The organism is Bifidobacterium thermophilum, from assembly GCF_037482445.1.
Classification (GTDB): domain Bacteria; phylum Actinomycetota; class Actinomycetes; order Actinomycetales; family Bifidobacteriaceae; genus Bifidobacterium; species Bifidobacterium thermophilum_B.
The window spans coordinates 213413-228158 of sequence record NZ_JBBHLY010000012.1; the positions used below are offsets into that span (position 1 = coordinate 213413).

The 14746-nt window shown below is 59.2% G+C and carries 10 protein-coding genes; 5 read left to right on the plus strand and 5 right to left on the minus strand.

Features of this window, described 5'->3' with window-relative positions; all coding sequences use genetic code 11:
* Nucleotides 1-122 precede the first annotated feature (122 nt).
* Both WD012_RS07900 and WD012_RS07905 read left to right on the plus strand, forming a co-directional pair.
* Nucleotides 123-1301, plus strand: a complete 1179-nt coding sequence (locus WD012_RS07900) for an ImmA/IrrE family metallo-endopeptidase (RefSeq protein ID WP_339563197.1) — start codon at nucleotides 123-125, stop codon at nucleotides 1299-1301.
* Nucleotides 1298-1855, plus strand: a complete 558-nt coding sequence (locus WD012_RS07905; RefSeq protein WP_339563198.1) for a DUF4411 family protein — start codon at nucleotides 1298-1300, stop codon at nucleotides 1853-1855. Before WD012_RS07900 ends, WD012_RS07905 begins: the two co-directional genes overlap by 4 nt.
* A 683-nt stretch (nucleotides 1856-2538) precedes the next feature.
* Here WD012_RS07905 and WD012_RS07910 read toward each other — a convergent pair.
* The 3 genes from WD012_RS07910 to guaA all read right to left on the minus strand — a co-directional run bounded on the left by WD012_RS07910 (nucleotide 2539) and on the right by guaA (nucleotide 7242).
* A complete protein-coding gene (locus WD012_RS07910; protein ID WP_339563199.1) occupies nucleotides 2539-3441 on the minus strand; it encodes a tetratricopeptide repeat protein in 903 nt (300 codons plus the stop codon).
* Nucleotides 3442-3761: 320 nt separating this feature from the next.
* Nucleotides 3762-5144: an amidase family protein gene (locus WD012_RS07915; RefSeq protein WP_339563200.1), complete on the minus strand. Its 1383-nt coding sequence runs from the start codon at nucleotides 5142-5144 to the stop codon at nucleotides 3762-3764.
* A gap of 535 nt (nucleotides 5145-5679) precedes the next feature.
* Nucleotides 5680-7242 (minus strand): glutamine-hydrolyzing GMP synthase, encoded by a 1563-nt coding sequence (gene guaA, locus WD012_RS07920; RefSeq protein ID WP_339563201.1) that lies wholly within the window; start codon nucleotides 7240-7242, stop codon nucleotides 5680-5682.
* 1149 nt (nucleotides 7243-8391) lie between these two features.
* Here guaA and WD012_RS07925 point away from each other — a divergent pair.
* Nucleotides 8392-10869, plus strand: a complete 2478-nt coding sequence (locus WD012_RS07925) for a phosphoketolase (protein ID WP_339563202.1) — start codon at nucleotides 8392-8394, stop codon at nucleotides 10867-10869.
* Nucleotides 10870-11229: 360 nt separating this feature from the next.
* Here the strand turns inward: WD012_RS07925 and WD012_RS07930 are convergent, their stop codons facing one another.
* Complete coding sequence (locus tag WD012_RS07930; RefSeq protein WP_339563203.1) at nucleotides 11230-11466, minus strand: hypothetical protein; 237 nt, start codon at nucleotides 11464-11466, stop codon at nucleotides 11230-11232.
* A gap of 248 nt (nucleotides 11467-11714) precedes the next feature.
* Nucleotides 11715-11852, minus strand: coding sequence for a hypothetical protein (locus WD012_RS07935; RefSeq protein ID WP_339563204.1), 138 nt, complete (start codon nucleotides 11850-11852; stop codon nucleotides 11715-11717).
* Nucleotides 11853-12059: 207 nt separating this feature from the next.
* Between WD012_RS07935 and WD012_RS07940 the strand changes: the two genes are divergently transcribed.
* Entirely contained in the window at nucleotides 12060-12869 is an 810-nt protein-coding gene (locus tag WD012_RS07940) for a hypothetical protein (RefSeq protein ID WP_339563205.1), read from the plus strand.
* Nucleotides 12870-13003: 134 nt separating this feature from the next.
* The gene (pta, locus tag WD012_RS07945) at nucleotides 13004-14689 is read left to right on the plus strand and encodes a phosphate acetyltransferase (RefSeq protein ID WP_339563206.1); all 1686 of its coding nucleotides are present in this window, start codon (nucleotides 13004-13006) and stop codon (nucleotides 14687-14689) included.
* Nucleotides 14690-14746: the final 57 nt, after the last annotated feature.

Here is a 14746-nt window from a genome sequence, read left to right on the forward strand (position 1 = left end):
GAGATTGATGAATTATAGCTGTGTCGTCGAAGGCATAGTAATCAACCTACTATTTTGCAATGATGCGTCACCCCTCTCCCCTAAACTAATACCACCATCGAAATCACCAGCAAGGAGGCGCCATGAGTACTACCGCGCAAGTATCCGTGCCTGCTTCCATTTGGAAATGGGTGACGACCATCGGGTCTTCCCGCAAACTTTCCCCTGAGGATCATCGCCGTATCGACCGCTGGATGTCCGGCAACGCTACGCCGACAGTCAATCAACTCGTCAAACTGAGCAGCAAACTGGAAGTACCATTCGGATATTTCTTCCTCGCCGAACCCATTGATGATACACCCGCAATTTTCGCTCATCGAACCTTGAGAAATTCTGCCATCAGCCGTCCTTCCCGGAATCTGCTTGATACGCTGGGCAGCATGCAAGCCATCCAAGACTGGATGAGGCAGGACGCCATCGACCACGGTGAAGCGCCCATGCCCTTCGTAGGCTCTTGGCACCTCCAACACGCCGATGCCGCCAAACTCGCAACGGCAATCCGGGAACAGCTCGGATTGACGACTACTTGGTATTGTCAAAACGACCATTGTCTGCAAGCGGACAAAGCCTTCACAACTCTGCGCAAGCATTGCACCGACGCAGGAATCATTGTGATGCTCAACGGCATCGTCGGAGACAACACGCATCGCACGTTGGATCCGCACGAGTTCAGAGCGTTCGCGCTGATCGACGAATATGCTCCGCTGATTTTCATCAACCGTGCCGACAGTGTCAATGGTCGAATCTTCTCCCTTGCCCACGAAATCGCGCACATCTGGCTTGGCAAAGAAGAAATCTACAACGACGAATATCAGCAAACAGACAACTCCCCGATCGAAGTACTCTGCAACGCAGTGGCGGCGGAGCTGCTCGTCCCGCAGCAGGAATTCAGCCGCCAGTGGCAGACAACGCAAGCTGACGGCGACACTGGCTACACCGCGATAGACAAACTCGCGCAAGTATTCCCAGTTTCCCATGTCGTCATCGCAAGGCGTGCACTGGACAATCGTTTGATTCTCCAGGATGTCTACGACCATGTTGCCAAGGAATCCGCTGAACAGTGGGAGAAGCATCGAAAGTCCTCTTCCGATGCTTCCGGCGGCAACTATTTCCGCACGAAACAATCCAGGTTGGATCATCGCTTCGTTGAACATCTCGCCGCCAGTGTCTCTGAAGGACAGACCTCCTATACGGATGCATATCGGTTGACTGGCACTAATCGGAAAACCTATCCCAAGCTGCTTGAGACTGTAGGGGCATGACGATGACAACCATGGGCACGACCTCCGAGAACAATCCGCGCTACCTCATCGACACAAACTGTCTGGTCACGCCTTACAACGATTATTATCGGCTGCGCTATGCCATGTCTTCTTCTTTCTGGAAACGACTGAAAGAACTCGTTGACCAGGAAGAAGTCGGAATTCTTATGCAGGTCGAAAAGGAGATTCTCGCTGGCAGTAAGGACAACGACGCTTTGAACGACTGGATGCAATCAGTCAAACAAACCATCATCAATCCGCTGCTCGACTTGTCGGTACTTGCCGTGTATCAAAGCATAATGCGATATCTCGCCGATGAGAGGAATGAATTCTCTCAAAAAGCGCAGCGATCTTGGATGTCCTCAAAAATCGCCGACCCATGGTTGATAGCGACCGCGAAGTGTTTCAACGCAACAATCATCACCTTTGAAAAATCGGTCGGAAGAGTCAAGGGACAACCAGCAGCAAAGGTAAAGATACCAGACATTGCGACAGTATACGGCGTCCGTTGCATCTCACTTTTCGATTTCATGGATGAGGTTAGCGGATTTTGAATCGTGTGCATGAGCGTATCTCTTTTGTCCAACTGCGCATGGAAACACAGACATTGGTTTTCGAGCATGCGCTAGAGGACAGATGTGCCAGGCGTCGGTTCCCCCCGCAAGACACGGCACAGCGCACCCAGCATCATTGCTCGGTGCTACCCGCAGACTGCCCGGACGCATTCGCGCGGTGGGAGTTTAGCCCGATTCCGTCCATCTGCCAAAATGCTCCCGGGAGAACTCGCGGATTTCGGGATTTGGTGATTATCTCCCTAATGAGAATGTTGGAATTCCGCGGTTTTTGCACATCGGCAGGAATCCGTGGTTGGGAGATTATGCGTCGAATGGCCCATCTGCGGTAAACTCCCGGGAAACACGGAACTTTACCCGCCAAGCGACCGAATCGCACTCATCACCCACAACAGCACGGGACTTTACCCGTCAAACGACCAGTTTGCTGTAATCTCCCAAAATCTCCCAAGATTCCCGGCGAGCCCCAACGCCCGCATGGGAAATCATCTCAAACACACCCGTCAACGGACAAAATCCCACACACCAACCCGGATACCAGCACTCGTGCCAGCAAGTGCTGACACACGCCAACCGGCACGATACCGCGCACCAGCCCACACAGCCGAGCAAGCACCGGACAAGTACCAGCACCTACCAGGCAGCGCCCGCCAACACCGCCCCGCCTACATCGAAGCCGCCGTAGGATCAGAATCCAACTCCGCCCGCAGCGCGGCAATCTCCCGCTGCACACCGTCCAGGTGTTGTGCAGTACTGTAATACGGTGTGTCACGCCGCCCGTGTGCCAAATCACGGTAGTGGATAATCTCCAGCTTCTCGTAATACTCGAGCGCCTTGAGCGGACTGCGCTTGACTCCCCTGCCATCGCGGTACGCGAGCGCCAGCCGGCGGTACAGGGATTCCTCGTTCTCGGCGAACCAATCCTGCATGTCGTCATCAGTGACCTCGTCGAGAATCTCGAGATACGCCTGCACAGCTACCTTCTCGTTGCGCGGCACGCCGTAGCCGTTGAAGAACATGTCGGCCATCTTGTAGCGCGCTTCAGGATTCGTCGGATCGGCAAGATACGCCACGTTGTAGCAGTTGCAGGCTTTGATGTCATCACGCTCGGTCCCGTGGGCGTACTGGTAGCAGTAGCCCAAGTTCAGCGTCGCCCGGATTCCGCCACGTTCCGCAGCAGCCTGATAGTATTCGAAAGCCTTGGCGTAATCCTGCTCGCCGAGCACGCCATCGTAATAGTACGAGCCGAGCAGGGTCATGGCGCCGGTGACGCTGAGCGACAATTCAGGCAGATCATCGCCGGAATCCGGTGCGGTACGAATCACCTCTTCCAAGGTGGAACGCACGAAACTCGCCGCACGCCCGCCGGCTACGCTTCCGGCATCCTGCATGATCCGATGCGCGGTGGGCACGAACAGATTCTGCACAACCGCCCACACAGGCACCCCACCCTGCTCGTTGATCTGCCGTTCGATGTTCTGCAGCGTTTCAACGGTCACCGGCCCCATCTCGTCATGGCTCAGCGACTCTTCGAAAGACATGTTCTCATCATCGTCGAAATCGTCCACGCTCTTCCCTTTCCCTTGTTGGTTCCCTTGCTAGTTCCCTTGCTTGCGGCTGCATCATGACGCGTTGCACTGCCTCATGTTGCAGAACTTGCGGCCCTTCGCCGACCGGGCGCCGCGCCTATTGCGGCATCCGTTATTTTTCTACTCTACGCGATAGCAAGGCTGATTCCAACTTCCTCATGATTGTGCGGCTGTAGACCTGGACCTGCGACTTGCGGTTGCGGGTCTCGAGCTGACCGTGCTGCCGTGCTGCGATAGTGCCGTGATGCCGGCGGAGGTTGCGACTTCTGCCTCGACTCGTGTCCGTCCGCCGCGTAACCTCACGCCGATAGCCGGCGACGCAGCTCCTTGCCGAACGCCACCAACGCCTTATCGCTCCCCGCCGGACCGATCAGGCACACGCCGCACGGCAGTCCCTGCGCGGTTGCGATAGGCATGTTCAAGGCGGGAAGCCCGCCGATGCCGGCCAAGGAGGTCAGTCGCATCGTCTGTTGACGGGTGCGTGCCGCGGTTTCGGTGTCATCCTGCTGCGCAAGGGTCGGGGCAACGGTGGCAGCTGTCGGCATGAGCAGCACCTTGTTGCCGACCAGCGACCTGACCATCGCGCGCGACTGTTCAAGCCGTTCTAATCCCCGGCGGTATGCGGCTTCATTGATTAGCGCGTCATTGCGGAACCGCCCCGCGATATCCGGGGCAATCGCGTCCATATGCCCGCTGACCCAGTCCCCGTTGGCTTGCCACGCCTCGTAGCCGCGCACTACGGAGAAAATGTCAAGGAACCCGTCGAACATGTCGACGTCGAGCGAGAGCTCATCCCACGTGCCGTTCCGGGCGGCTGCTTTGATTGCGGCGGTGACGGCAGTGTCCGTGGTGACGGCATCCATGCCGGCGGAGTCCGTGCCGGCACTGGTTGCCGCATCGGCTGCCTTGCTGACTGCCTCATCGTCTGTAATATTCGCAGCAGCCTTGGTACGATGATGCGCGTCAGCCGCCGTGCTGCGCATACGTTCGCAGGAACGCGCGAACGCTTCGGCGACATCCGCGTCAACCATCTGCCTAGGCAACACGCACACCGCCACCTCGCCGGACAATGCCGCCGAATCCCGGTCAGGCAGCATAGCTTGCGCCACAGCGTCCATGATCTGCGCGTCACGGGTCATCCAGCCGACCGTGTCGAACGAGCCAGACAGCGGGTGGATGCCTTCACGGCTGATTCGGCCGTGCGTGGTGCGCAATCCCCATAATCCTTGATACGCGGATGGAATGCGAATCGAACCTGCGGTATCGGTACCCAAGCCGATGGCCGCCTGCCCTGCGGCGACAGCGCTCGCGGGCCCCGACGACGATCCGCCGGGCACACGCCCGGGAGCCCTTGGATTCGGCGGCGTGCCGTAGTGCGCGTTGACGCCAGCCAGAGAGTAGGCGAATTCATCCGTGCGCGCGATGCCGATAATATCCGCTCCGGCGTCAAGCAAGCGCTGGACGGCCGGGGCAGAATGCTCCTGAACCGACGCATCGGCCAGATATGCGGGATTTCCAGCCCCGACTCGCTGCCCGGCGACTGCATACAGGTCTTTCACAGCGACGCCCATGCCGGACAGCGGACCTGGTCGGGCGGCGGCAACCAGCGGCGTGCCGACAACACGCCAGATTGTCGGGTCGATGGCGGAACTGTGGTTCGCCGCGTGTGCTGTATTCGCCATAGTCTCCGTGTATCCGATACTCGTCGTCGGTGCGATATTCGCTGTGGGTGTGGCGGCATTGCTCTCCCCTACATGCCGGTCCGTGTGCCGATCTGTGCGCTGATCTCCATGCCGTTGCGATGCCCCGCGCGGAATCTGCCCTCTCATACCGTTCCTCCCGTCTCAAGTCCTGCGTATCCCGTTCGTCGGACGAACACCCCGCCCTAAATCCGAATATTGCCCCCATCCTAGGCCCGCTACATCAAGGGTGTGTGACGAAAAGACGTGTGACGAAAAGCGCGCGTCGAAAGGGCATGTGACGATATCAAACTTATCAATGAACCACAATCTGCACGCGAGACCCGCCGCGAGACCCCGCAGATACGGCAAGAGAAAGCAAGAGGCTCGGAAACCGTTGCAATAGCGGCTTCCGAGCCTCTTTGGGGTTACTGGAGTGTACTGGGATTATCTGAAATCATCTGAGATTCGCGGCTTTTCCCGCAGAATCCCGGGGATTCCGGCGATACGCTGTACCGAGCGCAACACAACCCCGGTGTCACTCCCATTCGATGGTTGCCGGCGGCTTGCTGGTCACGTCAAGCACCACGCGGTTGATGCCACGGCATTCGTTGGTGATGCGCGTGGAGATGGTGGCGAGCACATCGTACGGGACGCGCGACCAATCGGCGGTCATCGCGTCCTCCGAGCTGACCGGGCGCAGCACGATCGGCGAGCCGTACGTGCGTTCGTCACCCTGCACGCCCACGGAATGCACGTCGGCGAGCAGAACGACCGGGCACTGCCAGATATCGCGGTCAAGACCTGCCTTCGACAGCTCCTCGCGGGCGATGGCGTCGGCCTCACGCAGCAAATCAAGACGTTCGCGGGTGATTTCACCGATGATACGGATGCCCAGGCCAGGGCCGGGGAACGGCTGACGCCAAACGATATCGTCCGGCAGACCGAGCTTGGTGCCGATGGCGCGCACCTCGTCCTTGAACAGCGTACGCAGAGGTTCAATGAGCTTGAACTTGATGTCCTTGGGCAGGCCGCCGACATTGTGGTGGCTCTTGATATTGGCCGCGCCGTCGCCGCCGCCGGACTCGACGACATCCGGGTACAGGGTGCCCTGCACGAGGTACTTCACTTCGGCGCCGTTCTTGCCGGCTTCTTCGATGACCTGACGCTGGGCCTTCTCGAAAGTACGGATGAACTTCTCGCCGATGATCTTACGCTTGCGTTCCGGCTCGGAGACGCCCTTGAGCGCGGTGAGGAAGTCCTCGGATGCGTCGACGGCGATGAGCTTGATGCCGGTCGCCTTGACGAAATCATGCTTGACCTGCTCGGCCTCGCCCTTGCGCAGCAGACCATGATCCACGAACACGCAGGTCAGCTGGTCGCCGATCGCCTTGTGCACGAGAGCCGCGGCAACAGCGGAATCCACGCCGCCGGACAGGCCGCAGATCACCTGGGCGTCCCCGACTTCCTCGCGGATCTTCTTGACCTGGTCTTCAATGATGTTCGACGCGTCCCAATCGCGGTCGAGGCTTGCGCACTTGTGCAGGAAGGTCTCAATGAGTTCCTGGCCGCGCGGGGTGTGCTTGACTTCCGGGTGCCACTGCACACCGTAGAGTTTGCGGGATTCGTCCTCCATGGCGGCGACGGGCGCGCCCTCCGTGTGGGCGAGCACCTTGAAGCCCTCAGGGGCCTTCTCCACGGCCACACCGTGGCTCATCCACGTGGTCTGTTCAGCGGGAGAACCAGCGAGGATGCCTTCGGCGTCGTCAATGCTGGTTTCGGTCTTGCCGTATTCGCCGAGTGCCGCCTTGTCAACGGTGCCGCCCAGTTCGTAGGCCATGACCTGGAAGCCATAGCAGATGCCGAGCACCGGGACGCCGGCCTCGAAGATCTTCTTGTCGATGCCAGGGGCGCCGGGCTCGAACACGGAGGCCGGGCCGCCGGACAGGATGATGGCCTTCGGATCCTTGGCGAGCATCTCGTCGGCGGACATGGAATGGGGCACAAGCTCGGAATACACGTTGGCTTCGCGCACGCGACGCGCGATAAGCTGGGCGTACTGCGCGCCGAAATCGACGACGAGCACTGGACCTTTCGCCATAGGTGACTCTCCCTATCTATAACAATCGACTGATCACAACAACATACCTATTGTTGCGTGGCAAGCCGACAATGCCACGGTGGTAATGCGGCAAACTCAGAAAGCCATACTGGATGCGTGAGCAAAAAGCGACGGCCCAGTCTCACCACAACCAGTTACCACCCAGCACCGGATCCCAAAGCCGTGTAAACCGCCCGCCGTGCGACAATCCAATCACACAACAGCCAAATACCAGCCAGCGCTTGCCCCACCAGACGCCATACCCGCCCATCGTGCGACAACCCAGTCACACCGCGGCTAGATACCGATCAGATTCAGACCGCCGCATGGGAAGATGACCGACGTGCGCCTGCCAAGTCGCGCAGCAGCCCGATACCGGCAGAAATCAGGACGACGCCGGGCCAACACGGCAGCCGTGCGACAACCCAGTCGCACAACACGCGGATATCGGCCCTCACCGGTCCACCGGATGCCATACCTGGCCAGCCATGCGACATCTTGGTCACACTACAGCTGGATATCAGCAAACCCGAAACCAACCAGCCACACAACCCGCCCGCCGTGCGACAACCCAGTCACACCGCGCCCCAGTACTGACCGGCACCGGCACATCAACCACGTAACCAGCCCACCATGCGACAACCCAGTCGCACAGCGTGCGGATACCAGCCATCACCAGCCAGTTGAATGCCATACCCGCCAACAGTGCGACACCGCAGTCGCACAACAGCCGAATACCGGCCGGAATCATCCTGCGCCCCAGTCGCACAACACGCCGATATCATCCGGACCCCACCATCGCCGCAAGCGAACATGAACAGAACACGCCACGCGTCAACACGCCGCCATGTTTTCTGCCGAAATGAACGTACAGAATGTTCAGCAACCCTGACTTTCCTTGATGTTCCGCGGTTTTCGACGAGATTTCATCTTCCGTTCACCTTCACATCTCCACCATCTCAATCTCACAATACATAAAAATATGGCAACAGTTTCGAACACACACGCAAAAAAACGTGCAAAAGTCGTGTGCTCCACATACGATTGGTCGCGACAGGGAGAGAAGTCCGCAGACCGCAAGGCCTGAGGAGTTCTTGCCCGAACGTAAACAACCAATCGCACGAACAGTGCAGGAGTACAGGAGTACACATGACGAATCCTGTTATTGGCACCCCTTGGAAGAAGCTTGACGCTCCGGTTTCCGAGGAAGCCCTCGAAGGCGTTGACAAGTACTGGCGCACCGCCAACTACCTGTCCATCGGCCAGATCTATCTTCGCAGCAACCCTCTGATGAAGGAGCCGTTCACCCGCGAAGACGTGAAGCATCGTCTCGTCGGTCACTGGGGCACCACCCCGGGCCTGAACTTCCTCATCGGCCACATCAACCGTCTCATCGCCGATCACCAGCAGAACACCGTAATCATCATGGGCCCGGGCCACGGCGGCCCGGCCGGTACCGCTCAGTCCTACCTGGACGGCACCTACACCGAGTATTTCCCGAACATCACCAAGGATGAGGCTGGCCTGCAGAAGTTCTTCCGCCAGTTCTCCTACCCGGGCGGCATCCCGTCCCACTACGCTCCGGAGACCCCGGGCTCCATCCACGAAGGTGGCGAGCTTGGTTATGCCCTGTCCCACGCCTATGGCGCTGTGATGAACAACCCGAGCCTGTTCGTGCCGGCCATCGTCGGCGACGGCGAAGCCGAGACCGGCCCGCTGGCCACCGGTTGGCAGTCCAACAAGCTCATCAACCCGCGCACCGATGGTATCGTGCTGCCGATCCTGCACCTCAACGGCTACAAGATCGCCAACCCGACCATCCTCTCCCGCATCTCCGACGAAGAGCTGCACGAGTTCTTCCACGGCATGGGCTACGAGCCGTACGAGTTCGTCGCCGGCTTCGACGATGAGGACCACATGTCCATCCACCGTCGCTTCGCCGACCTGTTCGAGTCCGTCTTCGACGAGATCTGCGACATCAAGGCCGCGGCTCAGACCGACGATATGACCCGTCCGTTCTACCCGATGATCATCTTCCGCACCCCGAAGGGCTGGACCTGCCCGAAGTTCATCGACGGCAAGAAGACCGAGGGCTCCTGGCGCGCTCACCAGGTGCCGCTGGCTTCCGCCCGCGATACCGAAGAGCACTTCCAGGTGCTCAAGAACTGGCTCGAGTCCTACAAGCCGGAAGAGCTGTTCGACGACAAGGGCGCTGTGCGTCCGGAAGTCACCGCCTTCATGCCGAAGGGCGAACTGCGCATCGGCCAGAACCCGAACGCCAACGGCGGCCGCATCCGCGAGGAGCTGAACCTGCCGAAGCTCGAGGACTACGAGGTCAAGGAAGTCTCCGAGTACGGCCACGGCTGGGGCCAGCTCGAGGCCACCCGTCGTCTCGGCGTCTACTGCCGCGACATCATCAAGAACAACCCGGATTCGTTCCGTATCTTCGGACCGGACGAGACCGCTTCCAACCGTCTTGCTGCCGCTTATGAAGTGACCAACAAGCAGTGGGATGCCGGCTACCTGTCCGCTCAGGTTGATGAGCACATGGCCGTCACCGGCCAGGTCACCGAGCAGCTTTCCGAGCATCAGATGGAAGGCTTCCTCGAGGGCTACCTGCTCACCGGCCGTCACGGCATCTGGAGCTCCTACGAGTCCTTCGTGCACGTGATCGACTCCATGCTGAACCAGCACGCCAAGTGGCTCGAGGCAACGGTTCGTGAGATCCCGTGGCGCAAGCCGATCTCCTCCATGAACCTGCTGGTCTCCTCCCACGTGTGGCGTCAGGATCACAACGGCTTCTCCCATCAGGATCCGGGTGTGACCTCCGTGCTGCTGAACAAGTGCTTCAACAACGACCACGTGATTGGCATCTACTTCCCGGTTGATTCCAACATGCTGCTGGCCGTCGCCGAGAAGTGCTTCAAGTCCACCAACATGATCAACGCGATCATCGCCGGCAAGCAGCCGGCCGCCACCTGGCTGTCCCTCGACGAGGCTCGTGCCGAGCTCGAGAAGGGTGCTGCTGAGTGGAAGTGGGCTTCCAACGTCAAGTCCAACGACGAGGCCGACATCGTCCTCGCTTCCGTCGGCGACGTTCCGACCCAGGAGATCATGGCTGCTGCCGACAAGCTCAACAAGCTCGGCATCAAGTTCAAGGTCGTCAACGTGGTGGATCTGATCAAGCTCCAGTCTGCCAAGGAGAACAACGAGGCGCTCACCGATGAGGAGTTCGCTGACCTGTTCACCACCGACAAGCCGGTTCTGTTCGCCTACCACTCCTATGCCCGCGACGTGCGCGGCCTGATCTACGATCGCCCGAACCACGATAACTTCAACGTTCACGGCTACGAAGAGCAGGGCTCCACCACCACGCCGTACGACATGGTGCGCGTCAACAACATCGACCGCTACGAGCTGACCGCTGAGGCTCTGCGCATGGTTGATGCCGACAAGTACGCCGCTGAGATCGACAAGCTGGAGGCCTTCCGCGACGAAGCCTTCCAGTTCGCGGTCGACAAGGGCTACGATCATCCGGATTACACCGACTGGGTGTGGCCGGGCGTTGATACCGCCAAGCAGGGCGCCGTCACCGCTACCGCCGCAACCGCTGGCGACAACGAGTGATTGACGCGTCGCGAGACGCATGAGGCATAAGCCTTAAACTCAGGAGGGGCATCGGGAACAATCCCGGTGCCCCTCCTGCCGTAATGTCGGGGAATCGCAAACAACATCGGAAAAGACAGACCGATATTATCCGTTTTCAGAGGCTCACCGTGTTACGCATGCCGCGACATACACAACCGGCAAGAACACGAGGAATGATGGCAGATCCTCCGGCATCTACCATGTTGAGCATGCCAAGGCATACTTTAGATGCCGGACACACAACACCAAGCAACTCTCCCCCTAGGCATCCGTCGTGTTACGCATGCCGCGATATACGCGACTCAGCAGAACATACCTCATGGATGGCAGCGTCTCATACTATCTATCAATCTGCATATGCCTTGACATGCGCAACGTGACGCTCGGAAACAGACGAACGTCGGGGCACACGCCTCCGCGACATGTGACGTATACCTTGTAACCATTGATGATCATGTAATAGCCTTCACGCCGGAGCACGGGAATGGCACGATCATCATCCACAATCATGCCGCGCGACCGCAGCAACGCGGTGAGATCCGAATAATCCTTGAAGCGCTTGTGTAAACCGGTCATGCCGCCCCTCCTTGCGGTGATCTCCAGTTCGCATAGAAGCACCAAGGCCGCCCCGGTTTCCCGAAGCGGCCTCAGCGAGTCGAACTTAGTTCGCCTTATTTCGCAAATTCAGCTTGCCATACCAATCAGGCGACTGTCAACCAAAGACACGCCGACCTCGCCATTCGCAGATAAAGGACGCTTCATACTTCTACCTCATATCACTGCCCTATCGCCATGATAAAACAACTCAGCCATATCATCCACCGCTACCGCCGCATGAACAGGTGCACGCCCGAGCCCGCCACCGCCCCGTGTCCGGAATCCATCTCGTCAAGGAACGTTTTCAAATCCATATCGGTGCTCTCCTCGAACATCGCGGTATGCCACCAATTCTCAGAGTTCAAGTTCACTTGAAGTCACATCGGCATCCTGCACAGACTACGGGTCTTGCGGTCACTCGATGACGCACGTATCCGTTACCTGCCCACGATTCGTCTACTGTTTACCCGATGTTAGTCCTCATTCAAGTCGCCAAGATATAATATTTTCTACGATGCAGCTTCTGCTATACACAGCACATTGCACAGCACATTGGAAGAGAGCCCGCCGTCATGGATGACGCATCAGAAAATATCATTCCGCCCCAGCAATGCTCGCCGACCAGCCCTACGGCACCGGTTACCGCTCCGGACACCGTCGGCGCCACACCGCCGGACAGACAAGACTGGGTGCAGGAGACCAGTAAGACAACAAAGGAGAAGATTCTGTATGCCAGATTCGACTTCAGTAACACATTCACCCGCGTCTTCAATTTGCTGGCCTTTATGCTCTGTGTCATCATGCCCCTCATTGCCATCGTTCCGGCAATCCTCATTGGAGGCTTTGATTTCCCGATGAGCGAGTGGGGGACGCTTGACCGCTTCTATTACATCTGCGCACTGTTGTGTGTGCCCATACTCACGGTAACAGCGGTGATGTGCTGCGCCTTGCTGCGAGACGGCTTCCAGCACAAGTCCGAAACCGGGCCCAATCTGCGACCCTTCGAAGCCGTGATAGCCATCCTGGCCATTGTTGCCGCGCTCATCGCCGCTACACACTTCTTCTTCATCCCCGCGGTCAAGGACATCCCTTACGTCGGCAATCCGGAGCGGGTCACACTGACCAACATCAGCACGTCCAGACAAGAGGGATATGACCCGAATTGCGGCACATACGGATGCCATACCACCTACTACCATGTTCGAGGGACGGACGCGAACGGTAAGCAGGAGGGCGTGGAGGTCGACTCGGCGCTATATTACCAGTGCGACGCCGCCGCTCACACGGTGAAAGGAGGCAAACTCATCATCTCCCGGCTGCCGAATACGCACCTTGAAATCTCATACTCCTGTCCGTATGTCGACAGCCCGCTGAGACAGTAGCGGAGAAAGGAACAGCGACAGCTCCTCTTTCGACACAGCGGCATCCCGCGAAACACAACGACCGTACAATAGAACGGAACGATGATGCCCAAGCCTCGTGCACGGAAGCGCGCAGGCAAGATCCAAGGAGCAACATGTCGGAACGAGTGATTTATATCGCAAGTCCAGAAGGCGGCAACGGCCGCAACGTCGTGGCGTATGGGGTGCTTGACGCTCTGACCGCCGTGGCACGCACCGGGGTGTTCCGCCCGATCGCATGTCGAAAAAGCCCCATCACGCAAGCGCTAGTCGAAGCGTCGAACGCGGGCCAGAGCCTCGAGGATGTACGTGGGGTGTGCCCCAAGTATGCACGCGAGCACCCGCAGTGCGTCCGGCCTGACATCGTCTCCGCCTACTACGACACTGTGAAAGCCAGCGGCGCCGAGGCCATGGTCATCGTCGGCACGGACGCCTCCCACGTGTTCAACCCGCACAGCTTCGAACTTGACGTCGATATCGCCGCGGACCTCAAATCCCCGGTGTTCCTGGCGGTGTGCACTATGCGACGCAATGGCGAGGAAGTGCTCGCGACCGTCGAATCCTGCCGTCAGGCGATCGAACACGGCGGCTCGGCCGTCGTCGGCGTTTTCGTGACCGGCTGCACGCCTGAGAAAGCCGCCGATGCCCGTCAGGCCTTGTCCGGGCTTGATATTCCGGTGTGGACGATTCCCGCGGTCGATTTCCCCGATCCGGAGCATAACGATGCCGCCGAACGCGCGCTCAAAGCATTCTGCGACAACGCTCCCGCCGACGAGGTCCGGGCGGCAATCGGCACCCCCTTCTCCCCTGCCACCACGCCGTACGCGTTCCAGAACAAACTGCTGCATGGCGCCAAGGAGTCCGGCGCGACCATCGTACTACCGGAAGGCGAGGAAGGCCGCATTCTCGAAGCCGCGGATTATCTGCTCGAACGCGAGGTCGTCGATCTGCTGATTCTCGGCGAACGCGATGACATCCTCAAGCATGGCGACGAGCTCGGACTCAAGCACCTGTCCAAGGCACACTTCCAGAGCATGAACGATGAGACCGTTCTCGCTCCTATGATTGACAAGCTGTGCGAACTGCGTGCCAAGAAAGGCATGACGCCCGACAAGGCGCGCGAGCAGCTCAAGGATCCGAGCTATTTCGGCACGATGCTCGTCGTGCTCGGCAAGGCGGACGGGTTGGTGTCCGGCTCGGTCAATTCCACGGCGAACACCGTGCGGCCTGCCTTGCAGGTCATCAAGACCAAGCCGGGTAATTCGCTGGTGTCCGGCGCGTTCCTCATGTGCTTCAAGACGCATGTCGCTGTTTTCGCGGACGTGGCGATCACACCGAACCCGGATGCCCGTCAACTCGCGGAAATCGCCATCGAATCGGCGCGCACGGCCAAGAGTCTCGGCATCGAACCGCGGGTGGGCATGCTGTCGTATTCGACGCTCAGCTCGGGCAAAGGACCGGATGTCGAGCTGGTTGAGGAAGCCACCGCATTGGTGCGTGAGCAGCAGCCGGATCTGCCCCTGGTCGGGCCAATCCAGTTCGATGCCGCGTGGGAGCCGGAGGTGGCCGCAACCAAGGCGCCGGGCAACCCAGTCGCCGGGCATGTCAACGTGTTCGTCTTCCCGGATCTAAGCGCCGGCAATATCGGGTACAAGGCAGTCCAGCGCGCGTCGGGCGCCCGTGCGATCGGGCCGGTGCTGCAAGGCCTCAACCGACCGGTCAACGACCTGTCTCGCGGCGCGACCGTGCAGGATATCATCAATACCATCGCATTGACGGCGTTGCAGACGAAAGAAGACTGACCGGGCGGGCTGGCCCGGAGCCGGAGTTGCCGGGCAAGCCCAGTGACGAGGGGCGTA